Source organism: Acinetobacter sp. YH12098 (assembly GCF_013419235.1).
In the GTDB taxonomy this organism is placed as follows: domain Bacteria; phylum Pseudomonadota; class Gammaproteobacteria; order Pseudomonadales; family Moraxellaceae; genus Acinetobacter; species Acinetobacter amyesii.
In genome coordinates, this window is sequence record NZ_VPAO01000050.1 from 1 (window position 1) to 26,036 (window position 26,036).

Annotated in this window: 22 protein-coding genes and 1 pseudogene; 18 read left to right on the forward strand and 5 right to left on the reverse strand. The window is 42.4% G+C overall.

Annotation, left to right across the window (positions count from 1 at the left end):
* Positions 1–176 precede the first annotated feature (176 nt).
* The 4 genes from FTU38_RS14640 to FTU38_RS14650 form a co-directional block, all read right to left on the reverse strand.
* A complete protein-coding gene (locus tag FTU38_RS14640; protein ID WP_078191110.1) occupies positions 177–1,460 on the reverse strand; it encodes a ribonucleotide-diphosphate reductase subunit beta in 1,284 nt (427 codons plus the stop codon).
* Positions 1,461–1,856: 396 nt separating this feature from the next.
* Entirely contained in the window at positions 1,857–1,985 is a 129-nt protein-coding gene (locus tag FTU38_RS16905) for a hypothetical protein (RefSeq protein ID WP_257220656.1), read from the reverse strand.
* A gap of 146 nt (positions 1,986–2,131) precedes the next feature.
* Positions 2,132–2,326 (reverse strand): hypothetical protein, encoded by a 195-nt coding sequence (locus FTU38_RS14645; RefSeq protein WP_180004740.1) that lies wholly within the window; start codon positions 2,324–2,326, stop codon positions 2,132–2,134.
* Between the two features lie 131 nt (positions 2,327–2,457).
* The gene (locus FTU38_RS14650) at positions 2,458–5,289 is read right to left on the reverse strand and encodes a ribonucleoside-diphosphate reductase subunit alpha (RefSeq protein ID WP_180009864.1); all 2,832 of its coding nucleotides are present in this window, start codon (positions 5,287–5,289) and stop codon (positions 2,458–2,460) included.
* 588 nt (positions 5,290–5,877) lie between these two features.
* Between FTU38_RS14650 and bfmR the strand changes: the two genes are divergently transcribed.
* Positions 5,878–6,594 carry a response regulator transcription factor BfmR gene (gene bfmR, locus FTU38_RS14655; RefSeq protein WP_067764711.1) on the forward strand — a complete coding sequence of 239 codons (717 nt, stop codon included), beginning with the start codon at positions 5,878–5,880 and terminating at the stop codon, positions 6,592–6,594.
* 44 nt (positions 6,595–6,638) lie between these two features.
* On the forward strand, positions 6,639–8,300 hold the full coding sequence (gene bfmS, locus FTU38_RS14660) for a sensor histidine kinase BfmS (protein ID WP_180039654.1): 1,662 nt from the start codon (positions 6,639–6,641) through the stop codon (positions 8,298–8,300).
* A 92-nt stretch (positions 8,301–8,392) separates the two neighbouring features.
* On the opposite strand, the gene FTU38_RS14665 is transcribed toward bfmS, so the two are convergent.
* Positions 8,393–8,749 (reverse strand): hypothetical protein, encoded by a 357-nt coding sequence (locus FTU38_RS14665; RefSeq protein ID WP_180009319.1) that lies wholly within the window; start codon positions 8,747–8,749, stop codon positions 8,393–8,395.
* Positions 8,750–9,316: 567 nt separating this feature from the next.
* Here FTU38_RS14665 and ndhC point away from each other — a divergent pair.
* The 16 genes and pseudogenes from ndhC to FTU38_RS14745 form a co-directional block, all read left to right on the forward strand.
* Positions 9,317–9,865, forward strand: a complete 549-nt coding sequence (gene ndhC / locus FTU38_RS14670; protein ID WP_078191106.1) for an NADH-quinone oxidoreductase subunit A — start codon at positions 9,317–9,319, stop codon at positions 9,863–9,865.
* Positions 9,866–9,871: 6 nt separating this feature from the next.
* Positions 9,872–10,549 (forward strand): NADH-quinone oxidoreductase subunit B family protein, encoded by a 678-nt coding sequence (locus FTU38_RS14675; RefSeq protein WP_078191105.1) that lies wholly within the window; start codon positions 9,872–9,874, stop codon positions 10,547–10,549.
* Between the two features lie 87 nt (positions 10,550–10,636).
* On the forward strand, positions 10,637–12,424 hold the full coding sequence (gene nuoC, locus FTU38_RS14680) for an NADH-quinone oxidoreductase subunit C/D (RefSeq protein ID WP_078191104.1): 1,788 nt from the start codon (positions 10,637–10,639) through the stop codon (positions 12,422–12,424).
* Between the two features lie 14 nt (positions 12,425–12,438).
* Entirely contained in the window at positions 12,439–12,948 is a 510-nt protein-coding gene (gene nuoE, locus FTU38_RS14685; protein WP_078191103.1) for an NADH-quinone oxidoreductase subunit NuoE, read from the forward strand.
* Entirely contained in the window at positions 12,945–14,276 is a 1,332-nt protein-coding gene (gene nuoF / locus FTU38_RS14690) for an NADH-quinone oxidoreductase subunit NuoF (RefSeq protein WP_111884890.1), read from the forward strand. The genes nuoE and nuoF overlap by 4 nt, the downstream gene beginning before the upstream one ends.
* Before the next feature lie 11 nt (positions 14,277–14,287).
* Positions 14,288–16,966 carry an NADH-quinone oxidoreductase subunit NuoG gene (nuoG, locus tag FTU38_RS14695; RefSeq protein ID WP_180111676.1) on the forward strand — a complete coding sequence of 893 codons (2,679 nt, stop codon included), beginning with the start codon at positions 14,288–14,290 and terminating at the stop codon, positions 16,964–16,966.
* Positions 16,967–16,969: 3 nt separating this feature from the next.
* Entirely contained in the window at positions 16,970–17,986 is a 1,017-nt protein-coding gene (gene nuoH / locus FTU38_RS14700) for an NADH-quinone oxidoreductase subunit NuoH (RefSeq protein ID WP_078191100.1), read from the forward strand.
* A gap of 18 nt (positions 17,987–18,004) precedes the next feature.
* Positions 18,005–18,547, forward strand: coding sequence for an NADH-quinone oxidoreductase subunit NuoI (gene nuoI, locus FTU38_RS14705; RefSeq protein ID WP_078191099.1), 543 nt, complete (start codon positions 18,005–18,007; stop codon positions 18,545–18,547).
* Positions 18,547–19,065: an NADH-quinone oxidoreductase subunit J gene (gene nuoJ / locus FTU38_RS14710; RefSeq protein WP_171262661.1), complete on the forward strand. Its 519-nt coding sequence runs from the start codon at positions 18,547–18,549 to the stop codon at positions 19,063–19,065. Before nuoI ends, nuoJ begins: the two co-directional genes overlap by 1 nt.
* A complete protein-coding gene (gene nuoK / locus FTU38_RS14715) occupies positions 19,065–19,373 on the forward strand; it encodes an NADH-quinone oxidoreductase subunit NuoK (RefSeq protein WP_067665227.1) in 309 nt (102 codons plus the stop codon). Before nuoJ ends, nuoK begins: the two co-directional genes overlap by 1 nt.
* Positions 19,370–21,259, forward strand: coding sequence for an NADH-quinone oxidoreductase subunit L (gene nuoL / locus FTU38_RS14720; protein ID WP_078191097.1), 1,890 nt, complete (start codon positions 19,370–19,372; stop codon positions 21,257–21,259). The genes nuoK and nuoL overlap by 4 nt, the downstream gene beginning before the upstream one ends.
* Before the next feature lies 1 nt (position 21,260).
* A complete protein-coding gene (nuoM, locus tag FTU38_RS14725) occupies positions 21,261–22,874 on the forward strand; it encodes an NADH-quinone oxidoreductase subunit M (RefSeq protein WP_078191096.1) in 1,614 nt (537 codons plus the stop codon).
* Between the two features lie 3 nt (positions 22,875–22,877).
* Positions 22,878–24,422, forward strand: coding sequence for an NADH-quinone oxidoreductase subunit NuoN (gene nuoN, locus FTU38_RS14730; protein ID WP_180111677.1), 1,545 nt, complete (start codon positions 22,878–22,880; stop codon positions 24,420–24,422).
* 126 nt (positions 24,423–24,548) lie between these two features.
* Entirely contained in the window at positions 24,549–25,184 is a 636-nt protein-coding gene (upp, locus tag FTU38_RS14735; RefSeq protein ID WP_168378566.1) for a uracil phosphoribosyltransferase, read from the forward strand.
* Between the two features lie 85 nt (positions 25,185–25,269).
* A complete protein-coding gene (locus tag FTU38_RS14740) occupies positions 25,270–25,563 on the forward strand; it encodes a cold shock domain-containing protein (protein WP_168378567.1) in 294 nt (97 codons plus the stop codon).
* Between the two features lie 107 nt (positions 25,564–25,670).
* A pseudogene (locus FTU38_RS14745) lies at positions 25,671–25,889 on the forward strand (cold-shock protein); the annotation flags it as partial.
* Positions 25,890–26,036 lie beyond the last annotated feature (147 nt).

Here is a 26,036-nt window from a genome sequence, read left to right on the forward strand (position 1 = left end):
AACTGAGGATCAGAAAGCTTGTTTGAATCGATGTATTTCATCCGCAGATTATGCACGAATGCTAAGAAATCCGGAGTGCAAATATTAACCAAAAAGAAGATCGTTTTTTGATTTATGAAAGAGATCTTTTATTCTCAAAAAATAAACCCTCCGAAGAGGGTTTAAATATTTATCAATTACCAGCTTAACGCGCCACCAGTTTGGTAATCCGTTACGCGAGTTTCAAAGAAGTTCTTCTCTTTACGTAAGTCCATCATTTCTGACATCCACTGGAATGGGTTATTCACTCCAGCAAATTGTTCAGGCAAGCCCAATTGGCTTAAACGACGGTTACAGATGAACTTCAAGTATTCTTCCATCATGCCTGCATTCATACCCAATACACCGCGTGGCATAGTGTCACGTGCATATTCGATTTCAAGCATTGTACCTTCAAGAATCATTTGAATGATTTCTTCTTGGAACTCAGCAGTCCATAGGTGAGGGTTTTCGATCTTGATTTGGTTGATCATGTCGATACCAAAGTTCAAGTGCATAGATTCATCACGTAAGATGTATTGGAATTGCTCAGCAACACCATTCATCTTGTTACGACGACCCATAGACAAGATTTGGCTGAAACCACAGTAGAAGAAGATACCTTCAAGTACGCAGTAGAACGCGATCAAGTTGCGAAGCAAGATTTGGTCGTTTTCAGGTGTACCTGTTTTGAACGTAGGATCACTTAAAGATTGTGTATATTTCAGACCCCAAGCTGCTTTACGAGCCACTGAAGGAATTTCACGGTACATGTTGAAGACTTCGCCTTCGTCCATGCCTAAAGATTCGATACAGTATTGGTAAGCGTGCGTGTGAATCGCTTCTTCAAATGATTGACGTAAGATGTACTGACGGCATTCAGGGTTGGTGATGTGACGGTAGATTGCAAGAACCAAGTTGTTTGCAACCAATGAATCCGCAGTCGAGAAGAAACCTAAAGAACGCATAACAATGGTACGTTCATCTTCGGTTAAGCCATTTTCAGACTTCCAAAGTGCGATGTCATGGTTCATGTTCACTTCTTGCGGCATCCAGTGGTTTGCACAACCGTCTAGATATTTTTGCCAAGCCCATTCGTATTTGAATGGTACAAGTTGGTTTAAGTCAGCGCGGCAGTTGATCATCGCTTTATCGTCAACTTGAACACGCTGAGCACCCATTTCTAGCTCTTCTAAGCCAGGTGCAACGTCTAGATTTTCTAGAGCGTTAGATGCTCTTGCCAACGGATCGGTTGGATCTGTTGGTCGATTTGTACTGGTTCGAGCGGGTTGTGCAGCTGCCAAATTCGGCGATGAGTGCTGTGCATTAGATACCACTTGCGAATCAGTCGTTTTTTGCGGTTCGACGGGCGCAGGCTGGTGAGCTTGTGCAGCTTGTTTCGGTTCATCATCTTCGAAATCGTCCCAACTTAGGATAGACATATCAATTCTCACAAATTATACGCTTCACTTATTTACAAAGCATGAATGAGTGTGTGAAAAACAATCAAGCATTTGTAAAGTTAGGCGATTTAGTTATTTAATAAATTTGGGAGCTATTGTAGTTTTTATTGGCCTAATTTGATAGATGAAATAGTTGTTTAATTAACCATTGAGGTAGTAATTGTCATCTAATTTTTTGATTTTAATAATATTAATATTTGTTAATAATTAATTGAAAAAAACAATAAAAATCATTTGGTTATATATTTTAAATACGATTAAAAACCTCGGAATTAGAGGCCTTGTTTTAAATGTAGACTGTGATGAAATGGTCTGTTTTATCAGTTTTTGGACACTTAGCAGGTTTTTTTAAATTTAAATAAATGGACAAAAATATTATTTATTTTGATTACGCGATTTATATGCCTTGAACCAGAAATAGGCGATCGGGACATAAAAAGTCAAAATAAAGGAAACCACCAAGGCAATTAACCCTAACTGATAGTTATGCGTCATATGTGGCATGGTGGTGTCCTTGATTGTTAAATATTAAATCCTCCCCAAACCCCTCCTTTAATAAAGGATGGGATTTCCGTGAATTATTTTGTTTTCACGGAAGTCCCCCTTTGGAAAAGGGGGATTTAGGGGGATTAGAAATATAATTTGTTGAATTATATTTCCTTGTGAGATTTAGCAACTTGAGTCACTAATGTCTCTTCAATATCTTGAGCTTGAATATCTGAGGAGTGTCCAGCGCTTCCACTTGTCATTAAGTAACAAACTAGAAGTACTCGGTATATAACTCTTTCAGACTCTTCAATAACTACACGCACTTTCTTCCGAAAATCTTTCAACTTCTTCGACATGTTCGCTCCTAAACGGAATCAATCAATACGAAGTAGCAAGAGTGAGTTCTTATGCTAACCACTCATAAGAATCAACCATTGCTAGATCGCAATGATGAGATAAATCCCGGTTGATTCCTAATTCAGTTAACTTACTGACAAGCCTCACAATCAGGGTTGTCAATTGAACATGCCATTGGCACTGGAGCTGCTTGACCAAAACCTTCTTCTTCAGCAGCAACTTCAGCTTTAGGTTCTTCTTTCGCAACAGCAGTTACAGGTGCAGCAACAGTAGCAGGCTTAACCGCGTTCAATGCACCAGTGTTAATGGTTGATTTCTCAGCAGAAGTCGCACCCAATGCACGTAGGTAGTAAGTGGTTTTTAGACCACGTAACCATGCCATTTTGTACGTCATATCAAGTTTCTTACCGTTTGCACCAGAGATGTAAAGGTTAAGAGACTGAGCTTGGTCGATCCATTTTTGACGACGTGATGCAGCATCAACAATCCAACGTGGCTCAACTTCGAACGCAGTCGCGAAGATTGCTTTAAGCTCTTCAGGAATACGTGCAATTTTTTGAACCGAACCTTCGAAGTGTTTCAGGTCGTTCACCATTACAGAATCCCAAAGACCGCGATCTTTTAACGCACGTACTAGGTACGGGTTGATCACTGTGAATTCACCAGAAAGGTTAGATTTCACATACAAGTTTTGGAAAGTTGGTTCGATTGATTGAGACACGCCACAAATGTTCGAAATGGTTGCAGTCGGTGCAATCGCCATCACGTTTGAGTTACGCATACCGTCTTTTTGAACTTTAGTACGTAAAGTATCCCAGTCCAAACGTGTTGTACGGTCAACTTCGAACATACGGTCAGGACGTGCTTTTTGTACGATATCTAAAGAGTCAATTGGCAAGATACCTTGATCCCAAAGTGAACCTTTAAATGTCTCGTAAGTACCACGTTCAAGTGCCAAGTCGCTAGACGTTTGGATTGCGTAGTAAGAAATCACTTCCATAGATTCGTCAGCGAACTCAACCGCAGCATCAGAACCATAAGCCAATTTCATTTCGTATAAAGCATCTTGGAAGCCCATGATACCCATACCCACTGGACGGTGTTTCAAGTTCGAGTTACGCGCTTGAGGAACAGCGTAGTAGTTGATGTCAATCACGTTGTCGAGCATACGAACAGCAGTTTTTACTGTACGAGCAAGTTTTTCACGATCTAACACACCGCCTTGAACGTGTTGTACAAGGTTGATTGAACCTAAGTTACATACTGCGATTTCATCTTCGTTCGTGTTCAGCGTAATTTCTGTACACAAGTTAGAAGAGTGAACTACACCAACGTGTTGTTGTGGTGAACGTAAGTTACATACGTCTTTGAATGTGATCCAAGGGTGACCAGTTTCAAACAACATAGACAACATTTTGCGCCATAAGTCTTTCGCACGGACTTTCTTATGTAGCATGTTGGTTTCTTTCGCAATGCCTTCGTAGTAAGCATAGCGTTCAGCAAATTCTGCACCTGTTAGGTCATGCAAATCAGGTGTTTCAGATGGTGTGAACAGAGTCCATTCAGCATCTTCGAATACACGTTGCATAAATAAATCAGGAACCCAGTTTGCTGTGTTCATGTCATGGGTACGACGACGGTCATCACCTGTGTTCTTACGAAGTTCTAGGAATTCTTCGATGTCCAAGTGCCAAGTTTCAAGGTATGCACATACTGCACCTTTACGTTTACCACCTTGGTTGACTGCAACAGCAGTATCGTTGGCAACTTTAAGGAACGGTACAACACCTTGTGACTTACCATTTGTACCTTTGATGTACGAGTTAAGCGCACGAACTGGCGTCCAGTCATTACCTAAACCACCCGCCCATTTAGACAACATTGCGTTATCACGCATTGCGCCATAAATGTTGTAAAGGTCATCTGAAATCGTTGTTAAGTAACAGCTAGATAACTGTGGACGTAAAGTACCAGAGTTAAATAGAGTAGGCGTAGATGCCATGTAATCGAAGCTAGACAATAAGTTATAGAATTCGATTGCACGTTCTTCACGGTTTTCTTCGTTCAATGAAAGACCCATTGAAACACGCATGAAGAATAATTGTGGTAATTCGAAACGTACACCATCTGAGTGGATGAAGTAACGGTCAAATAAAGTTTGTAGACCTAAATAAGTAAATTGGTTTGAGCGTTCTGGTTGAATCGCAGCAGCCAATTTTGCAAGGTCAAAGTTAAGTAGTTCTGGAGAAAGAAGATCAAGCTCGATACCTTTCTTCAAGAAAGTTTCTAAAGCGTCGCCTTCATTCGTGTCACTATCTAAACCTAAGAACTCTAACCCTGTAGCAACAAGGTCGTTACGCAATAAACGCGCAGTCACATATGTATAGTTTGGTTCTTGTTCGATACGTGTACGAGTAGCCATCATCATGGTCGTTGAGATGTCTGACTCTTTTACGCCGTTATAAAGGTTTTTTACAGTCTCATCGATAATCGCTCGAACATCGATGCCTTCTAAACCTTCAGCTGCTTTAACAATATTTGCCTCAAGTGCGCCAAGATCAAGCGGTTTAAGCTGACCGTTTGAACCTGTCACTTGTAAAGTAGGGTGGTGGTGAGCACCAGTTTGTTTACGAGCTTCAGCACGTTGCTCGCGGTAAATCACGTAAGAGCGAGCAACTTTTTGCTCACCTGTACGCATAAGCGCAAGTTCAACCTGATCCTGAATTTCTTCAATATGAATGGTACCGCCAGAAGGTAAACGACGGTTAAAGGTATTCAATACCATCTCAGTTAATTGAGAGATACGGTCATGAATACGGCTGGAGTCAGCGCTTTGCTGGCCTTCAACGGCCAAGAACGCTTTACCAATCGCCACAGAGATTTTTTCTGCATCAAAAGGTGCAACGTCACCGGTGCGTTTAATCACCTGAATTTGACCAGGGGTTGAATTCGTTACGCTCATGCTAGCATAGCTCCATTTGTCATCTATTTTTATGTTAGGACCGTTTGAACTGGGCAATTTTTATGCCACAGTGTTTGAGGTTTAAACACAAGACCTAGTGGTTTAAAAATTTATTGAACACAAGATACGGGAAAATTCAGGGTATATCAATATTGACATTTTACTAAATGCTTTGAACTTTTCTGGCAGAAATCCATCTCAAAAAATCCCTATTTTTTATCTTTGTTATATATGCCTTATCCGACAAGGGCATAGCATAGCAAAGTCGAAAAAGAGTGCTTATAGATAACATTGTGGATAACTTCAGAAAGCCTAAAAAGTTGTGAATTAATCAGTCAGTTTTTATTCGATGAAAATGTATCCAAATTTATAATTGTTGGTATTGTGAGCAATAGGGCATGGAAATGATTGGTAAATACGGCTGCAAAAATGTAGCAGGTTAAAATTTATTACAAAATACGATATTGATGTATCAGTTTGGTGAATGCCATCTTGTTTACAATGTAAACGTGTGTATATTGCAAACTATGTTTAAGCGTATCTATCGGATTTCAAATAGGATACGCCCAATCAAATAAGGGGCAATCAATGAGCCAAGAAGAAAAGTTACCTAAAATTTTAATTGTTGAAGACGATGAGCGTCTTGCTCGTTTAACTCAAGAATACTTAATCCGTAACGGACTTGAAGTTGGGGTAGAACCAGACGGTAATCGTGCGATTCGCCGTATTATCGCTGAACAACCAGATATGGTATTACTCGACGTGATGCTTCCGGGTGCAGATGGTTTAACCATTTGTCGTGAAGTTCGTCCACACTACCATCAACCAATTTTAATGTTGACTGCACGTACCGAAGACATGGACCAAGTGTTGGGTCTAGAAATGGGTGCAGATGACTATGTTGCAAAACCTGTTCAACCTCGCGTTTTACTTGCGCGTATTCGTGCATTATTACGTCGTACAGACAAAGCACCAGAAGATGAGGTTGCACAGCGCATCGAATTTGATGATCTTGTAATTGATAATGGTGGTCGTTCTGTCACACTCAATAATGAGTTGGTTGACTTTACCAGTGCAGAATATGACCTTTTATGGTTGTTGGCATCTAATGCAGGTCGCATTCTTTCTCGTGAAGATATTTTTGAGCGTCTGCGTGGTATTGAATACGATGGTCAAGATCGTTCAATTGACGTGCGTATCTCGCGAATTCGTCCAAAAATTGGCGATGATCCAGAAAACCCGAAACGCATTAAGACCGTACGTAGTAAAGGTTATTTATTCGTAAAAGAAACCAACGGCATTTAATGTAAAATACCGTCCCTTAGTTTGGCAAAGTAGGACACTTTTACGTGTTTAAACACAGTATATTTTTGCGCGTTTATGCGGGGCTACTGATTTTAGTCTTTTTAGTCGCTACATTTGGCTATTTGCTGGTGCAAATCATTAACTACCAGCGCGCGCAAGAATATCGTGAATCGCTTACTGACGGTTTGGCTTTCATTATAAGTGAAGGTATTGCACGTCAGCCAAATGAACAACAAAAGTCAGATTGGGTGTCAGATGCATCTGATCTACTTGAGTTGCCTATTTATTATGTAAAAGCTAATCAGGTTGATTTAACCCGAGCGGAAACAAAACGTATAGAAGAGCGTAAAGCTGTAGTGCGTTGGGACGCACAAACCACAGCAGCTTATATTATTATTGGTTTAAAAGATGATCCTGCACATCTACTGTATATAAAAGCTGATAATATTTCAGAACGCCAAATGAAGGCGTTGCCTGTCTTTATACTGGATTATTTGGTTTATTACCCAGGTCAAGAAAAACAATATCTTGAAAAAATTCAGCATCATTTTTCATATCCAATTTCAATTCAAAATGTTCAGAGTTTGCCTTTAGATTCTGAGCAAATCGGCCGGCTACGTTTAGATCACAGTATTATTTTGTATCGTGACAGTGCGACGGAACGCGGTACAACTATTTCGATCGTATCGCCAATTCCAAGCTCAACTTCAGAAGTCTTGGTTATGGGGCCGGTACCGCTATTCAATTGGATGCCTTTTCAGTTGGCAGCCGGTATTACGCTACTGAGCTTGTTTGTCTTGAGCTTGGGTGTTTATGGTCTATTGGTGCCGATGCAACGTAAGCTGCGTGCTGTAAATTATGCGTTAAATAAAATGAAGGGCGGGGACTTATCTGTACGTCTGCCTGTCGAAAGTACCGATGAATTTGGTACCTTGGCATCGAGCTATAACTCAATGTCAGATCATATTGAACGTTTAATTGAAGCACAGCGTGAGTTGATGCGCGCGGTATCGCATGAACTGCGAACACCTGTGGCGCGGATTCGCTTTGGTGTAGAAATGATGGCGGATGAAGACGACTACGACTACCGTCAGCAGCAAGTTGAACAAATCGACAAAGATATCGAAGCTCTCAATACCTTGATTGATGAGATCATGACTTATGCCAAGCTCGAACAGGGCATGCCATCTTTAGAGTTTGAAGATGTCAGCTTGTTTGAAGTTTTAGATCAGGTCTTGATTGAAACCGAAGCCTTAAAGACAGGGAAAACCTTGGAATTGCAAGCACCACCGATTGGGGTGATTGTGGAAACCGAGCGTCGCTATTTACATCGCGTTGTACAAAACTTGGTGGGTAATGCAGTGCGTTATTGTGATGATAAAGTGCTGATCAGTGGTGGTGTGAATGATGAAGGCATGGCCTATATCTGTGTTGAAGATGATGGCCCCGGCATTCCAGAAGAAGATCGTAAGCGTATTTTTGATGCCTTTGCACGCTTAGATGATAGTCGTACCCGTGCTTCAGGGGGCTATGGTTTAGGTTTATCGATTGTTAGCCGTATTGCTTATTGGTTTGGTGGAACAGTTGGTATTGATGGAAGTCCAACATTGGGTGGGGCGCGTTTTACCATGACATGGCCTGCGACACGTTTTAAGAAGAATAAGCCGAAGCTAGATGGTAAAGAGCTTAGTGCCAATGAAAGCTAAACAGCCTAAGAAATCTAACTCAGCTGTATTTAGCGAGTGGTACATATAAAAAGCCATTCAATTTGAATGGCTTTTTTACATCAGGTTTTTATTTATTCGGTAATCGTTGCATCAGGTTCAATAATGGGTTTGCCATTTTTCAGAGCAGCAAGGGCATCTGCATTGAAATCGATGAGTAAAGAGTTGTTTTTAGCATCGATAGAATAATTGCTAATGAGTTTTTGGTCGCCGTTTAGAGTCTCAATTTTATATTCATCTACAATATTCATAATCCCGCTAAGGTTGGTGGTTGCAGAAGCTAAATCTTGACGTAATAACTCATAGATATCACGTAAATCAAAAATGGCATTTTGAGCATCAGGGTGCTTATCTAAGTAGTTTTTAATATGGTGAATCACCAATTGCGCAGATAGAAAATAATCAGGTTTATGCGTAAATTCTAAAGTCATTATTGTCTCTCCGTTGTGATTGCTTTTTGTGTTTTAACTACAAATATCACACTCTTTATAGGTCGTGTCAAAGAATTGCAAAAAAGCCACAAGAAGCTAAAAAAATGTCTTTTTACATAGAACCAATACAGCTGGCTTTTCATTTGAAGAAAAGATCAAAAGCAAAAGAAGTGAATAAAGAAACAACAAAGTTGAGGTGGGGGAGTATTTATTTAATAAATGACACAGTTGATAAAAATACGCCAATTTGAACGTGTATGCTGAGAAATGAAGGGTTTGTTGATGAAACTGAACAGTCATAATTTTCTGATAAAATCACATAAATGTAATAATTAATAAAAAAATGCAATCTAATCTAATTAAGCGATTAATCCTAATTTTAAGGGAGTAAACCCAATTTAAATGCTGAAATGATTAAAAAATCATCCTAAAGACGAATACCGATAAGCTAGCAAGAAGCCTCCTCAATCAGGTACAATTGGCGGGATTAATTTTGTGTTTGGTGTATTTGAAGGCCAATACATACATTCTTTGTTAATAAATAGGCCTGCCAGGAGTTATCCCCGCATGAGTGCCATTACTCCATACGATTGGGCAATTATTGCCTTCGTGATCGGCGTTACATTCCTTTGCGTCTTTATGCTGACCGTCCCTTTACTCCTTGGGGGTAAATCATGGGGTCGTGCTAAGCAAGAGCAGTTTGAGTCAGGTGTAGTAGGTGCTGGTGGTGCACGTATTCGCTTGTCTGCGAAATTCTATTTAGTTGCAATTTTCTTCGTCGTGTTTGATATCGAAGCACTTTATCTATATGCATGGTCTACTTCTGTTCGTGAAGCAGGCTGGTTTGGTTTTACTACCGTGGTTATTTTTGTGGTCGATTTATTGATTGCTTTAATTTACGCGGTAAAAGTAGGTGCATTAGATTGGGCGCCTTCTGATAAGCGTAAAGCTGCAGGTAAAGCGTTGAAAATTGGTTCACCAAATATGGACATCGCAGAAATCACACGCTTTAACTCTATTGAAGAGTTGGTTATGGACCCTACAGGTCAAATTCCAGCGCAATCATCTGGTCGTGTGAAATCTAAGTCACCGACTGCATCATCTGACAAGGAGTAAGACGGGATGAAATATACATTAACCCGTGCGAATCCGGATGCTGATCAATATCCACTTCAAGAGCGTCAAATCGTTACCGATCCGCTTGAAGAAGAAGTGAATAAAAATGTGTTCATGACTCGTTTAGAGGATGTTGCACATACAGCAGTAAACTGGGGTCGTAAAAACTCAGTTTGGCCGTTTAACTTTGGTACATCTTGCTGCTACGTAGAGTATGCAACGACTTTAACAGGCGTGCATGACTTGTCACGTTTCGGTGCCGAGGTTATTCGTGCTTCACCACGTCAGGCTGACTTGATGATTGTTGCAGGTACATGCTTCATGAAAATGGCGCCTGTAATTCAACGTTTGTACGAGCAAATGCTTGAGCCTAAATGGGTAATCTCAATGGGCGCATGTGCAAACTCTGGTGGTATGTACGACATTTATTCAGTTGTACAAGGTGTGGATAAAATCATCCCTGTCGATGTGTATATCCCGGGTTGCCCACCACGTCCTGAAGCTTTAATTCAGGCATTGATGTTATTGCAAGACCAGATTCAACTTGAGCGCCGTCCTTTATCGGCCGTGATTGGTGATGATCTTAAGCCAGTGTATAAGCCAAAGATGATGCCAGAACGTGACCGTAAGAACGCACAGCGTATTGCAGTGAAAAACTTACGCTCAATGGATGAAATTAAATAATCACTGCGACGAAATATTGATACACCCGGACTGGGTGTAATTGTCGTTTTGATTGACTGAATTTGTATTAAATAGGAAGCCAAGCCAATGGCTGAAACTGACATTGCTATGCCAGAATCAACTCCAGTTGATTCCCGCCCTGCATTTGCAATTGTAGAAGAGCTCAAAACCAAATTTGGTGAGAACTTCTACGTGCAAACGACTTTTGAAGACTTTCCAACAGTCTGGGTTGAGCGCGCACGTGTACAAGAAGTTTTAATGTTCTTGCGTACGGTGTCACGTCCATACGTGATGCTGTTTGACTTGTCTGCGGTTGATGAGCGTTTACGTACACACCGCGATGGTCTGCCTGCATCTGACTTCACTGTGTTCTATCACTTGTTATCGTTAGAGCGTAACAGTGATATTCGTATCAAGGTTGCATTAGCTGAGAATGATGTAAACATTCCAACGGCAACCAATATTTGGCCGAATGCCAACTGGTACGAACGTGAAGCTTACGACATGTTTGGTATCAACTTCGAAGGGCATCCAATGCTCCGTCGTATCTTGTTGCCAACATATTGGGAAGGTCACCCGTTACGTAAAGAATATTCTGCACGTGCGACCGAATACACGCCTTATCGCCAAAACCAAGCGAAACAGGATTACGAACAAGAACATCTTCGTTTCGTACCTGAAGATTGGGGTATGAAGCGTGGGAACGATGATGAAGACTTCATGTTCCTAAACTTGGGTCCTAACCATCCATCTGCGCACGGTGCCTTCCGTGTGATCTTGCAGTTGGACGGTGAAGAAGTGAAAGACTGTGTTCCTGACATCGGCTATCACCACCGTGGTGTGGAAAAAATGGCTGAGCGTCAAACATGGCACTCATTCATTCCGTATACAGACCGTGTTGACTACTTAGGTGGTTGTGCGCAAAACATGCCTTACGTTCTTGGCGTAGAGCAAATGGCAGGGATTACCGTTCCTGACCGTGCACAATGTATCCGTGTCATGATGTCTGAATTGTTCCGTATCAATAACCACTTGTTGTTCATTGGTACTGCGATTCAGGATGCCGGCGGTATGACCCCTGTATTCTATATGTTCGCTGACCGTCAAAAAATCTATGACGCGATCGAAGCGATCACGGGTTACCGTATGCACCCAGCATGGTTCCGTATCGGTGGTACAGCGCACGACTTGCCAAACAACTGGCAGCACCTCATTCGCGAAATCCTAGATTGGATGCCGAAGCGTATGAACGAGTACTACACTGCGGCACTGAAAAACTCAGTGTTTATCGGTCGTACCCGTAATGTTGCTCAGTATGATGCAAAATCAGCATTGGCTTGGGGTGTAACAGGTACAGGCCTACGTGCTACAGGTATCGACTTCGACGTTCGTAAATATCGTCCGTATAGCGGCTACGAAAACTACGACTTCGATGTGCCTTTAGAGTACGAAGGCGATGCTTATGCACGTGTTCTTGTTCACTTCCGTGAAATTGAAGAATCACTGAAAATCATCAAACAATGTTTAGACAACATGCCTTCTGGTGCATACAAAGCAGACCATCCATTGGCTGTTCCACCACCAAAAGATAAAACTTTACAAGACATCGAAACATTGATTACGCACTTCTTGAGCGTGTCATGGGGTCCTGTAATGCCAGCAGGCGAAAGCTCTGTAATGGCGGAAGTGGTAAAAGGTGCGTCGAACTACTACTTGACTTCAGATAAGTCAACGATGAGTTACCGTACACGTATCCGTACACCAACCTTCACGCACTTACAGCAAATGCCTTCTGTGATTAACGGCAGCTTAATGTCTGACTTAATCATTTATTTAGCGACAATTGACGTCGTAATGGCTGACGTGGATCGCTAAGGGGTAATCGCATTATGATGATTTTGACTGACAAAAAACCACGTGTGAATGTTGAAGGGATTTTAACTGCGGAAGAAATCCACGATATCGAACATCACATTGGTCACTATCCGTACCCACGCGCAGCATGTCTTGATGCTTTGAAGTGTGTACAACGCCGTAATGGCTGGGTAGATGATGCACAGATGAATGCTATTGCTCAATTGCTTAGCATGAGCCTTGCAGACCTAGAAGGTGTTGCTACTTTCTATAACCGTATTTACCGTCAACCAGTTGGTCGCCACGTAATTTTATTATGTGACTCGATTGCTTGCTTCTTGATGGGTGCGGAAACACTTGCTGAAGCATTCCAGCGTGAATTAGGCATTTCATTTGGTCAAACGACTGCAGATGGTCGCTTTACTTTATTGCCAATTTGCTGCCTAGGTAACTGTGACAAAGGTCCGACGTTAATGATTGACGAAGACACTCACGGTCTAGTTGAAGTGACTTCAATTAAACAGTTATTGGAGAAGTATGTATGAATACTGAACCAAAACCAATTTATGGCGACGGTAACCCAGAAACTCACCCACTCACATGGCGTTTGAGCAAACAGGAACACGTTCGCAGTGCAGATGATTACGAAGCACTTGAAGGGTATGCAGGCTTTAAGAAAGCTGTTGGCATGCAACCGAAAGAAGTGCTTGAAGTGATTAAAGCTGCGACTGTAAAAGGTCGTGGTGGTGCGGGCTTCCCTGCAGGGATCAAATGGTCGCTTATGGCGCCAAATGATAACTCAGGCCCTCGTTACCTCATCTGTAATGCCGATGAAATGGAACCAGGTACCTTTAAAGACCGTCTGTTGATGGAAAAACTTCCTCATCAGTTGATCGAAGGTATGTTGATTGCTGCTTATACATTAGAAGCAACACAGGGTTATATCTTCATCCGTGGTGAATACATCGAAGCGGCTCAATACTTAAATGAAGCATTGGACCAAATTCGTGCCAAAGGTTACTTGGGTGAAAACATCTTAGGTACAGGTTGGAACTTCGAGTTACACGTGCATACTGGTGCGGGTCGTTATATCTGTGGTGAAGAAACTGCATTGATTAACTCGCTTGAAGGTCGCCGTGCGAACCCACGTACTAAACCGCCATTCCCACAAGTTGCAGGTGCTTGGGGTCGTCCTACGATTGTTAACAACGTAGAGACTTACAACAACTTACCCGCAATTATGCTTCGTGGTCCTGAATGGTATATCGGTTTATCTGAAGGTAAGTCGAAAGATCCAGGTACTAAAATTTATGGCGCTTCAGGCAAAGTAAAATTCCCAGGTCTTTGGGAACTTCCATTTGGTACAACTGCGCGTGAAGTGATTGAAGATCATGCGGGTGGTATGCGTGATGGTTTAAAACTCAAAGCATGGTTACCGGGTGGTGCTTCTACAGACTTCCTTGCTGCTGAACATATTGACCTTCCTATGGATGCTGAAAGCATCATGAAAGCAGGTTCACGTTTAGGTACGTGTTTGCTCATGGTGGTTGATGAAACTCAGTGTATGGTTTCTGCGACACGTAACTTAGAAGAATTCTTTGCGCGTGAATCTTGCGGTTGGTGTACACCATGCCGTGATGGCTTACCTTGGGCGGTTAAAGCGCTTAAAGCCTTGGAAGATGGCACAGGTAAGAAAGAAGATATCGATCACTTACAAGAACTTACTCGTAAGCTTTGGATTGGTAAAACTTTCTGTGCGCATGCTCCAGGTGCGATGGAACCGTTAATGGGCGCACTCAAACATTTCCGTGGCGAGTTTGAAGCTAAAGTCGTAAATGCGGCAGCTCAAACTAGCAACGTAGAACAAGCTTAAGGAATTCGACTATGGCTACAATTCATGTCGATGGAAAATCGTATGAAGTCAACGGCTCAGAGAACTTGCTACAAGCATGTCTTAGCCTTGGCATCGACATCCCATACTTTTGTTGGCATCCATCCTTAGGTTCTGTCGGTTCTTGCCGTCAATGTGCTGTGACTCAATACGCGAATCCTGAAGATACTCGCGGTCGTTTAGTTATGTCATGTATGACGCCTGCATCTGACAATACCTACATCTCGATTGAAGATAACGAAGCAAAGAATTTCCGTGCTTCTGTTGTTGAATTCTTGATGACCAACCACCCACACGACTGTCCAGTCTGTGAAGAGGGTGGTCACTGTCATTTACAAGATATGACTGTAATGACTCAGCATGACCGTCGTCGTTACCGCTTCACAAAACGTACGCATTACAACCAAGAGCTAGGCTCTTTCATTTCTCATGAAATGAACCGTTGTATCGCGTGCTACCGTTGTGTGCGTTACTACAAAGATTATGCAGGTGGTACGGACTTTGGTGTGTATGCAAACGCTTCGCGTGTTTACTTTGGTCGTCCAGAATCAGGTACTTTAGAATCTGAATTCTCTGGTAACTTGACTGAAGTTTGCCCAACAGGTGTATTCACAGATAAAACTCACTCTGAACGCTATAACCGTAAATGGGACATGCAGTATGCGCCAAGCGTATGCCAAGGCTGTTCTTCAGGTTGTAACATCTCTCCGGGTGAACGTTATGGCGAACTACGTCGTGTAGAAAACCGCTTTAACGGTGACGTGAACCAATACTTCCTTTGCGATAAAGGTCGTTTCGGTACAGGTTATGTGAACCGTGAAGATCGTCCACGTCAACCACAATTCCGTTCTGGTGCAAATGTAACTACAGTTTCTGTAGACCAAGCATTGGATACCGTAATTGAAAATATCCAAGGCAAAAAAGTATTGGGTATCGGTTCACCACGTGCATCACTTGAATCAAACTTCGCGCTTCGCGAACTTGTAGGTCAAGACAACTTCTCAACGGGTATGTCTCAAAAAGAGCAAAAACTTGTTGAACTTGCAGCTTCTATTATGCAAACCGAAGGTGTTTATAACCCTGGTATGCGTGAAATCGAAAGCTACGATGCTGTGTTGATTTTGGGTGAAGATCTGACTCAAACTGCGCCTCGTATGGCTCTATCTGTTCGCCAAGCTGCGAAAAATAAAGCTAAAGAAATGGCTGCAGAGCGCCGTACGCAAGAGTGGTTGGCTGAACCTGTACAACGTATTGCTCAAGATGCCAAATCTCCGATTTACATCCTTGCTGCAACTCAAACACGTTTAGCTGATGTTGCAACAGGTGAAGTTGTTGCATCACCTAACGACATTGCACGTTTAGGTTTTGCGGTCGCTGCTGCTGTCAAAGGTGAAGTGATCTTAGGTTTGGATGACGATGCAAAAGCATTTGCACAAACCATTGCTGACACTTTAAAAGCTGCGAAAAAACCATTAATCATCTCTGGTACAAGCTTGCAAGACGCATCAATCATGGAAGCTGCTACACAAGTTGCACAGAACCTTGGTAATGCGGGCTTAACATTGACTGTTCCTGAAGTGAACTCAATGGGCTTAGCGATCTTTGGTGGTCAAAGCTTAGAACAAGCATTTGCACAAGATTACGATACCGTGATCGTGGTGGAAAATGACCTTTATCGTCGTTTACCAGCCGCTCAGGTGAATGCTGCACTTTCTGGTAAAGAAGTGATTGTACTTGATCATTCTGAAACTGAAACTGTGAAGAAAGCCAACATCGTACTTTCTGCTGCTTCATTTGCTGAAGGTGACGGTACTGTTGTCTCTCAAGAAGGCCGTGCACAACGTTTCTACCAAGTGTATGACCCAAGCTACTATAAACCTGAACTTGCGATCAAAGAATCTTGGCGCTGGTTACATGCCATTGAAACTGGCGTGAAAGGCAAAGCGATTTCTTGGACACTTCTTGATGACGTGATCGAGTCAGTAGCGAAAAACGTTCCTGCACTTGAAGCGATTCAAGATGTCGCACCAGATGCTGGCTTCCGTGTACATGGTCTGAAAGTGGCACGTGAACCACGTCGTTACTCAGGTCGTACAGCGATGCGCGCACCACTTTCTATTCACGAACCAAAACAACCAGTCGATAAAGACTCTGCGTTGACGTTCTCTATGGAAGGTTATGTAGGTAACCAAACTCCAGCTTCACTTGTACCATTTGCTTGGTCTGCAGGTTGGAACTCTCCACAAGCTTGGAACAAATTCCAAGACAACGTGGGTGGTCACTTAAAAGGTGGTGATGCAGGCGTTCGTTTATTCGATCGTTTAGCGAAACGTCCAGCACGTACTTTCGTTGCACCTGCACCTGTTGCGGTTAATGGTGAAAGCTTCCGTCTTGTACCGATGCATCACATCTTCGCTTCTGGTGAATTTACAGTGAAAACACCTGCGATGGAATCACGTATTCCTGAAGCAATGTTTGCTGTGGGTGAACAAGATGCAGCACGCTTAAATGTTCAAGATGGTCAACGTATCGCTGTGAAAGCAGGGGATGCTGAAATCGTCCTTCCAGTTCAAGTGATTGAATACTTACCTACAGGTTATATCGGTTATCCAGTGGGTCTAGCACCTACAGTATCGCTTGCAGAACCTGTTTCAGTCGCGGTAGGAGTGTAATTCATGGAACAAGAATTAATCCGTCAAACGCCGCTGTGGGCTGAAAATTGGCCAATCGCCTATTCAGTTCTTCAAGCAATTGTGATCTTACTGGTTGTGGTATTGATCGCTGCGTTGATGTCTTTTATTGAACGTCGTTTACTCGGCTTGTGGCAAGACCGTTACGGTCCGAACCGTGTAGGTCCGGGCGGTATGTTCCAGATTGTTGCCGACATGCTGAAAATCATGTTCAAAGAAGACTGGACACCAAAATTTGCTGACAAATTGACTTTCCGTATGGCTCCAGCAGTTGCGATGGCAACTGCGGTGCTATCGTTCATGGTTATTCCTGTTTCACCTTATTTAGGTGTTTCAGACATGAGCATCGGTCTATTGTTCTTTATGGCAATGGCTGGTATTGCGGTATACGCAGTATTGTTCGGTGGTTGGTCATCAAATAACAAATACGCATTACTTGGTGGTTTACGTTCTGCTGCTCAAACCATTTCTTATGAAGTGTTCTTGGGTATTTCACTAATGGGTGTGGTTGCGATTGCAGGCTCATTCAACATGCGTGAAATTGTTGAAGCTCAACGTGATGTTTGGTTTGTTATTCCTCAGTTCTTAGGTTTCTTGATCTTCGTGGTTGCGGGTGTTGCGGTAACTCACCGTCATCCATTTGACCAACCAGAAGCAGAACAAGAATTGGCGGAAGGTTACCATGTCGAATACGGCGGTATGAAATGGGGTATGTTCTTCGTTGCGGAATACGTCAACGTAGTACTGATCTCTGCATTAATCGTGACTTTATTCTTCGGTGGTTGGTTAGCGCCTTTCAACCTAGATATTCCATTCATTCCAGCTGCGTTCTGGTTCATTATTAAAACAGCATTCTTTGTAATGATGTTTGTCTTGGCTCGTGGTTCTTTAATGCGTCCACGTTATGACCAAGTTATGAACTTTGGTTGGAAAATTTGCTTGCCATTGGCGTTGGTTAACCTTCTGGTAACTGGTGCTGTGATTCTGATGAATCAGGCCTAAGACAGCAAGGAGAATAAAATGTTTAAATTTCTAGCTGGATTTGGGTCAATTGTACGTTCGTTGTGGATGGTATTCTCACACGCGACACGTAAACGTGACACCATTTTATATCCAGAGGTTAAAGCGGAAGACATCGTACCACCACGTTTCCGTGGTCGTATCGTGTTAACGCGTGACCCTGATGGCGAAGAGCGCTGTGTAGCATGTAACCTTTGTGCGGTTGCATGTCCAGTCGGCTGTATTTCACTACAAAAAGCTGAAAAAGAAGATGGTCGTTGGTATCCGGAATTTTTCCGTATCAACTTCTCACGTTGTATTTTCTGCGGTATGTGTGAAGAAGCATGTCCTACGACTGCGATTCAAATGACACCTGACTTTGAGTTAGGTGAGTATGTTCGTCAGGACTTAGTTTATGAGAAAGAAAACCTTCTTATCTCAGGTCCTGGTAAATACCCAGACTATAACTTCTACCGCGTAACAGGTATGGCTGTTGCTGGTAAAGATAAAGGTCAGGCTCAACGCGAAAGCACACCAGTTGATGTACGGAGTCTATTACCATGATGTGGCCATTTTATTTGATGGCGCTTGTGGCCATCGTCTCTACCGTTCGTGTTGTAACTAACACGAACCCAGTACATGCTTTATTAAGCTTGATTATCTCTTTACTTGCAGTTGCAGGTATCTTCATGATCGTGGGTGCGCCGTTTGCCGGTGCCCTCGAAATTATCGTTTACGCTGGCGCAATCATGGTGCTATTCGTATTCGTCGTGATGATGCTGAATCTTGGTCAAAATACAGTTGAACAAGAAAGCAAATGGCTGACTTCTTCAGCGTGGGCATATCCTGCGTTGATGAGCTTCCTGATGGGTCTAATCCTTGTTTGGATGTTGAAGTCAGACTACACAACTGCTGGCACTGTCATGGGTGCTCAAGTTGTCGGTCCGAAAGAAGTGGGTACTTCACTCTTTACTCAGTACTTATTGCTGGTTGAAGTTGCTGCGATGTTATTGCTTGGCGCACTTGTCGCTGCATTCCATCTTGGCAAACGTGAGCCAGGTGCAGAAGAGGACAAAGAATAATGGGCAACATCCCTTTAGAACATGGTTTGATCGTTGCAACCATTCTTTTTGCACTGGGTTTTTACGGTGTGATGGTTCGACGCAACCTACTATTTATTTTAATGAGCCTTGAAATCATGATGAACGCAGCTGCTTTAGCGTTCGTTTTGGCAGGAAGTGCATGGGCACAGCCAGATGGTCAAGTGATGTTTATCTTGATCTTAACGCTTGCTGCAGCAGAGGCTTGTATCGGTCTTGCGATCGTCCTTCAGTTCTATCATCGCTTCCATCATCTGGATGTGGATGCTGCTAGTGAGATGCGCGGATGAGTTATTTATATTTAACAGTACTTTTCCCGCTAATTGGTTTTATCCTGTTGGCGGCAGGTCGTAAAAATCTTCCTGAATCAGTTGCTGCAATTATTGGTGCAGGTTCAGTGGGTCTTTCAGCTTTATTTGCATTAATTGCCGGTATCGACTTTGTTAATAATGGTTCAGTTGCAACAACTCAGCATCTTTGGACTTGGTTCAGTGCAGGTAACTTAGCACCGGGCTTCACGCTTCATTTAGATGGCTTATCATTATTGATGATGGGCATGATCACAGGTGTGGGTTTCTTAATTCACATCTTTGCAACGTGGTACATGCGTGGCGAAGAAGACTTTGCACGTTTCTTCTCATACTTCAACCTATTCGTGGCAAGCATGCTGCTTTTAGTGTTGGGTGACAACTTAGCGTTGTTATTCCTCGGTTGGGAAGGTGTAGGTCTATGTTCATACCTATTGATTGGTTACTACTACCAAACACCTGCAAACGGTTTTGCTGCAATTAAAGCATTCACTGTGACACGTGTGGGTGACGTATTCCTACTAATCGCATTGTTCTTGATTTACCAACAATTCGGCACTTTAAACATTGCAGAAGTTGTAGCTGCTGCGCCAACAGTTTTGGCTCAGAGTTCTTCGATTGCAATTTGGACTGCATTGATGTTGTTCTTGGGTGCTGCAGGTAAATCTGCTCAGATCCCATTACAAACATGGTTGGCAGATGCGATGGCTGGTCCTACACCAGTATCTGCATTGATCCACGCAGCAACAATGGTAACAGCAGGTGTTTACCTATGTAGCCGTATGTTCAGCGTGTTTGAACAAGCGCCAGAAGTGATGATGTTCATCTCAATCACAGGTGCGGTAACATTGTTGGTTGCGGGCTTTGCTGCATTGGTACAAACAGACATCAAACGTATTCTTGCTTACTCTACTATGAGTCAGTTGGGTTATATGTTTATGGCTGTAGGTGCTGAAGCTTACCAAGCCGGTCTATTCCACATGCTGACTCACGCATTCTTCAAGGCATTATTATTCTTGTCTTCTGGTGCTGTGATTTTGGCTTACCATCACGAACAAAACATCTTCAAGATGGGTGGTCTATTCCACAAAAACAAATTCTTGTTTGCTTGTTTCGCGATTGGTGGCGGTGCATTGGCAGCGATTCCATTCATCACGATCGGCTTCTTCTCGAAAGATGCGATTCTTGGTGCGGTATGGGTGAAAGGTCAAGCGATTGCAGTTTATGACTGCTTGTACTGGACTGGTGTAGCAGGTGCGTTCTTAACTTCAATTTATACATTCCGTCTTATTTGGGTTGTATTCTTTGGTAAAGAAAACACGCCTTACCATGAAATCAAAGGTGTTACTTACTGGGGTCCATTGGCGATTCTTGCAGTGCTTTCAACTGGTTTAGCTTATGTCTTAAAAGCACCAGTAACGAATATTTTAAATGCTGCACAAATCCCAGCGTTTAATATTCCAGAAGCGCTAGAACATGGTATGCATAGCGCTGAATACACAGCTGTTGGTATTGCACTTGCAGGTCTTGCAGTGGGTGTGGTGTTATTTGCCTTTGCTTATGGTGCAGTGAAATCGTTCGCGAAAACTTCACTGGGCGCGGGTCTTGCAAATATCTGTCGTAATGCACTTGGTTTCGATGCTTTGTACAACATTGTTTTCGTTAAGCCTTATTTGCTACTGGCTAAAATCTTTGGTCGTGATCCAATTGACGGCTTATGGCTTGTATTGCCTGCACTTGTTAAAGGCGGTAATAGCTTTACAAGTTCACGTCAAACAGGTTCATTGCGTGAATACGCATCTAGTATGGCATTCGGTACGTTTGCATTACTATTGATCCTGGTCGTGATTCAGGTCGTGGGGAAATAAAATGGAAACTCCAAACAATTTAATTCTACCCGCTCTGATCCTTATTCCGTTCATTGCAGGTTTTGTATGCTGGCTTGTCGATAAACTCGACAAGCACTTACCACGCTATATTGCCTTAATTGGTATGCTATTAACGTTGGTGTTAACCGTCGTTTTATGGCAAAGCGGTACTTATAACTACGAGTTGGGTACACAAGCTCCACAGTGGGCTGCTCAATTTAACCTACCGTGGATTACCACTTTAGGGATTAATATTCACCTTGCGGTAGATGGTCTTTCACTGCTTATGGTAGGTTTAACTGCATTACTGGGTGTACTTGCGGTCGGCTGTTCATGGGGTGAGATTCAAAAGAACGTTGGTTTCTTCCACTTAAACCTACTGTGGTCTTTAGGTGGTGTGATCGGTGTATTCTTAGCGATTGACATGTTCCTATTCTTCTTCTTCTGGGAGATGATGCTGGTACCAATCTACTTCTTGATCGCACTTTGGGGTCATAAAGGGGCAGAAGGTAAGTCACGCGTTTACGCTGCAACTAAATTCTTTATCTATACTCAGGTTGCGGGTCTGATCATGTTGATCGGTATCTTGGGTCTAGTGGTTGTTGGCTTCCAACTTCACGGTCAAATCAGCTTTAACTATGACTTCTTGATGAGTGTTGCACACACTGTTGAGGCGAAAGCTCCAGCACTTGCGTATGCATTCATGATCTGTATGTTCATTGGTTTTGCGGTAAAACTTCCAGTTTTCCCTTTACACGGCTGGTTACCAGATGCACATGCGCAAGCACCTACAGCGGGTTCTGTCGACCTTGCAGGTATCTTGATTAAAACTGCGGCTTATGGTCTTTTACGTTTCGTTATTCCATTCTTCCCAGTAGCATCTGCTCAGTTTGCTGACATCGCGATCATTCTTGGTCTAATCGGTATTTTCTACGGTGCATGGTGTGCATTCCAACAAACAGACATGAAACGTCTGCTTGCGTACACATCTATTTCGCACATGGGCTTCGTACTTCTTGCTTTGTATGCAGGTAACATCCTGACATTCCAAGGCTTAATGATTATGATGCTGGCTCACGGTCTATCTTCTGCTGCATTGTTCATTATGTGTGGTCAGGTTTACGAACGTCTGCATACACGTGACATGCGTTTGATGGGCGGTATTCGTGGTCAGTTCCAATACCTTTCATTCTTCTTAATGTTCTTTGTTGCGGCACTTGTAGGTATTCCGGGTCTAGGTAACTTCATCGGTGAATTCCTGATCTTGATGGGTTCTTATGACAAGTTCCCTGTGTACACAATCCTTGCTGCAGTAAGCTTAGTATTTGCCGGCCTTTACGGTTTAATCCTGATCCACAAAGCGTTGTTTGGTACACCAAACGAAGAACAAAAACAGCATTACGCAAATCCGTTGAAAGACTTAAATGCGCGTGAAGTTGTGATTCTTTTAATCTGTGCTCTTGGTCTAGTATGGCTTGGTCTATTCCCACAAACCTTCCTTGATATTTCAAATTCAAGCATGGCGTGGATTGCAAATAGCTATATTCCAGTTCAAGAAGTCGTTGATGTTGTGCAGCAGATTGCTGTACAACCTGAAAATGTGGAGATGCAATAAGCCATGGACTTCACAATGTCATTTTCTGAGCTTATGCCATTAGCTCCTGTGATGATCGTGGCTTTAACTGCGATCGTCGTGATGTTGCTAATTGCAATCAAGCGTAACCACAATTTAGTTGCAACGACTTCCGTTATCGGTCTGAACCTTGCAGCCTTTTATATTATTTTTGTTTTCGTTGCAGGGCAGTATGCACCTGCAAACGTAATGAATTTGTTCATCGTAGATCCATTTACGATGTTGTACCAATTCGTGATTTTGATTACAGCACTTGCTTGCTGCACATTGTCACATGCGTATATCGAAACCTATAAAGATAACCGTGAAGAACTTTATATCTTGATGCTGTGCTCTGTAACAGGTGCATTGTTAATGGTTGCAAGTTCGCACTATGCGTCTTTCTTTATCAGTCTTGAGTTAATGTCGATTCCTGTATACGGCCTATTGGCTTATACACACCAACGTTCACAGTCGCTTGAAGCGGGTGTGAAATACTTGGTGCTTTCAGCAACTGCTTCTGCGATGTTGTTGATGGGTATGGCTTATGTATATGCGTACACAGGTACAATGGCATTCGTTGCTGAACCAGGCAAAATGTTCACAACATTCAGCCAACCGGGTGTAGTCCTTGGTCTTGCACTGATTGTATTTGCTGTTGCATTTAAATTGTCTCTTGCGCCATTCCATAAATGGACACCAGACGTGTATGCAGGTGCGCCAGCGCCAATCGCGACATTCTTAGCGACTGTGGCTAAAGTGGCAATGATCGGTCTATTCGTTCGTTACTTCTTAGCTTCTGGCTTAATCCTTTCTGACAGCTTCATCACGATCGTGACCATCATTGCAGTATTGTCTATCCTTGCGGGTAACTTACTAGCAGTACGTCAAGTGAACTTGAAACGTATCCTTGCATACTCTTCAATCGCTCACTTTGGTTACTTACTTGTTGCGATTGTCAGTGCACGTAATACTGACTTTGTTCAAGTACAAGGCTTTGCAACATTCAGCAGCGTCAACGTCTATGTGATTACTTATGTATTAACAACGATTGGTGCGTTCGGTGTTGTGACACTGATGTCTAGCCCTTACAACAACAAAGACGAAGCAGGTAGCCTTGCGGAGTACCGTGGTTTGTTCTGGCGTCGTCCAGTGTTGACTGCAACACTGACTGTCATGATGTTATCTCTTGCAGGTATCCCATTAACAGCTGGCTTTATTGGTAAGTTCCTTGTGATCAAAACAGCGGTTGCTGGTGGTTCATGGTTCTTAGCTGCGATGGTGATCCTTGGTTCAGGTATCGGTTTGTACTACTACCTACGTGTGATGATTGTGATGTACATGACTCCACCGGAAAACCCACGTATCGATGCTGTCGATCATTGGGGTCAAAAAGTGGGTGGTATTATGGTGCTTGGCGCAGCTGCACTTGTGTTGTTGATCGGTGTATATCCAGATCCAATCATTGCAGTATCTCAAGTGGCATACTTTGCGATTTCACCTGAATTACAACAGTTCATTTTTAGCTTAATTCAGAGTGGTTTTAACTAATGAATTAAGCAATTAATTTGCTTATTACAAAAAAGCCTCCTGTAAAGGGGGCTTTTTTATTTTTATCATTTGTTAAATAGCTTTATAATGGTTGAAATTTTATCTTAACCTTTTAGGTGTTCTCCCGTGGCTATCCATGAAATCCGTCATCCTTTAATCCGACATAAACTCGGCTTACTTCGTCGTGCAGATATTAGTACTAAAAACTTCCGTGAGCTTGCTCAAGAAGTGACTATGCTTCTGACTTATGAAGCAACGAAAGATTTACCAATGGTCGATCATGAAATTGATGGTTGGAATGGTAAAGTAATTGTAGATCGTATTGCCGGTAAAAAAATAACAGTCGTACCGATTTTACGTGCAGGTATTGGTATGTTGGATGGTTTCTTAAACCTGATTCCAAGTGCGAAAGTATCTGTATTGGGTTTAGAGCGTGATGAAGAAACTTTAGAAGCGCGTACTTACTACAAAAAATTAGTACCAGACGTACAAAACCGTTTAGCGATGATTATTGACCCAATGCTTGCAACAGGTTCATCGCTCGTTGCTGCTATTGACGTTCTAAAAGCCAGTGGTTGTAAAGATATTCGTGTCATGGTGCTTGTAGCAGCTCCAGAAGGCATTAAACGTGTGAATGAAGCTCATCCGGACGTAACGATTTACACAGCATCTGTAGACCAAGGTTTAAATGAAAACGGTTATATCGTTCCTGGTCTTGGCGATGCAGGCGATAAAATTTTCGGTTCAGTTCAAAAAGACTAATTTTTGCATCATGAACCGAAAAGGGGCTTTTATAGCCTCTTTTTTATATACTAAAGACATTGGCATAAATGGAATAGGGTACTTTATGAAGTCCGAACAATATAAAGGTAAAGTGAAGCAGTACAATCCTGAAAAGGGCTTTGGCTTTCTTTCATGTGAAGAAGGTGATGTATTTTTCCATATCTCTGACTTTCCCGCAGATGGTGTCGAACCAAAACGTAATGATCGCGTGAAATTTAATGTGGTGGAAAATGGAGATCGTTATAAGGCCATTAACATTGAGCGTGAAGAAGACAAATCTGCAAAAGCTAAAAAATCTAAAGTCGTGGCAAATAACCAGTCGATTACTTCAGCTTTGCTTTCAAATTTGCGTAAATAATGTGATTTTAAGATTTCGTGGAAATCATTGAAATCGAAAAGAGGTCTATAGGGCCTCTTTTTTTATTATCATAAGAGTATTAAAAGAAAAGATGAGAGACAATTTTTATGTTTAAAGAGGGGAAAATCAAAAGCTATAACGTTGAGCGCGGCTTTGGATTTATACAACAAGATCAAGCACAGGATTTATTTTTTCATATTCGTGATTTTCCTAGCCGACACATCGAACCACGTGTTGGAGAAAATCTCAAATACAGGATTGAAGAAGATCAAGGTAAATTTAAAGCTGTAAATATCATCCGTTTAGATTTGAAAAAAGAGCAGCCCACTCATGAACAGATAAATCCGTTGTTAGCGGCAGTGTAAAAATGACCCCCTAATGGCATTTAAAAACTGACCCCCTTGGTTAATATAGCGGTCATTTTGGACTGCTCAACATGTTAACTTTGGAGCAAGCAGTGACAATCCAAATAC

Bases quoted from the DNA above. Each gene is read 5' to 3' on its own strand.
- FTU38_RS14640 (WP_078191110.1), bottom strand. From the start codon at position 1,460: ATGTCTATCCTAAGTTGGGACGATTTCGAAGATGATGAACCGAAACAA.
- FTU38_RS16905 (WP_257220656.1), bottom strand. From the start codon at position 1,985: ATGCCACATATGACGCATAACTATCAGTTAGGGTTAATTGCCTTGGTG.
- FTU38_RS14645 (WP_180004740.1), bottom strand. From the start codon at position 2,326: ATGTCGAAGAAGTTGAAAGATTTTCGGAAGAAAGTGCGTGTAGTTATT.
- FTU38_RS14650 (WP_180009864.1), bottom strand. From the start codon at position 5,289: ATGAGCGTAACGAATTCAACCCCTGGTCAAATTCAGGTGATTAAACGC.
- bfmR (WP_067764711.1), top strand. From the start codon at position 5,878: ATGAGCCAAGAAGAAAAGTTACCTAAAATTTTAATTGTTGAAGACGAT.
- FTU38_RS14665 (WP_180009319.1), bottom strand. From the start codon at position 8,749: ATGACTTTAGAATTTACGCATAAACCTGATTATTTTCTATCTGCGCAA.
- ndhC (WP_078191106.1), top strand. From the start codon at position 9,317: ATGAGTGCCATTACTCCATACGATTGGGCAATTATTGCCTTCGTGATC.
- FTU38_RS14675 (WP_078191105.1), top strand. From the start codon at position 9,872: ATGAAATATACATTAACCCGTGCGAATCCGGATGCTGATCAATATCCA.
- nuoC (WP_078191104.1), top strand. From the start codon at position 10,637: ATGGCTGAAACTGACATTGCTATGCCAGAATCAACTCCAGTTGATTCC.
- nuoE (WP_078191103.1), top strand. From the start codon at position 12,439: ATGATGATTTTGACTGACAAAAAACCACGTGTGAATGTTGAAGGGATT.
- nuoF (WP_111884890.1), top strand. From the start codon at position 12,945: ATGAATACTGAACCAAAACCAATTTATGGCGACGGTAACCCAGAAACT.
- nuoG (WP_180111676.1), top strand. From the start codon at position 14,288: ATGGCTACAATTCATGTCGATGGAAAATCGTATGAAGTCAACGGCTCA.
- nuoH (WP_078191100.1), top strand. From the start codon at position 16,970: ATGGAACAAGAATTAATCCGTCAAACGCCGCTGTGGGCTGAAAATTGG.
- nuoI (WP_078191099.1), top strand. From the start codon at position 18,005: ATGTTTAAATTTCTAGCTGGATTTGGGTCAATTGTACGTTCGTTGTGG.
- nuoJ (WP_171262661.1), top strand. From the start codon at position 18,547: ATGTGGCCATTTTATTTGATGGCGCTTGTGGCCATCGTCTCTACCGTT.
- nuoK (WP_067665227.1), top strand. From the start codon at position 19,065: ATGGGCAACATCCCTTTAGAACATGGTTTGATCGTTGCAACCATTCTT.
- nuoL (WP_078191097.1), top strand. From the start codon at position 19,370: ATGAGTTATTTATATTTAACAGTACTTTTCCCGCTAATTGGTTTTATC.
- nuoM (WP_078191096.1), top strand. From the start codon at position 21,261: ATGGAAACTCCAAACAATTTAATTCTACCCGCTCTGATCCTTATTCCG.
- nuoN (WP_180111677.1), top strand. From the start codon at position 22,878: ATGGACTTCACAATGTCATTTTCTGAGCTTATGCCATTAGCTCCTGTG.
- FTU38_RS14740 (WP_168378567.1), top strand. From the start codon at position 25,270: ATGAAGTCCGAACAATATAAAGGTAAAGTGAAGCAGTACAATCCTGAA.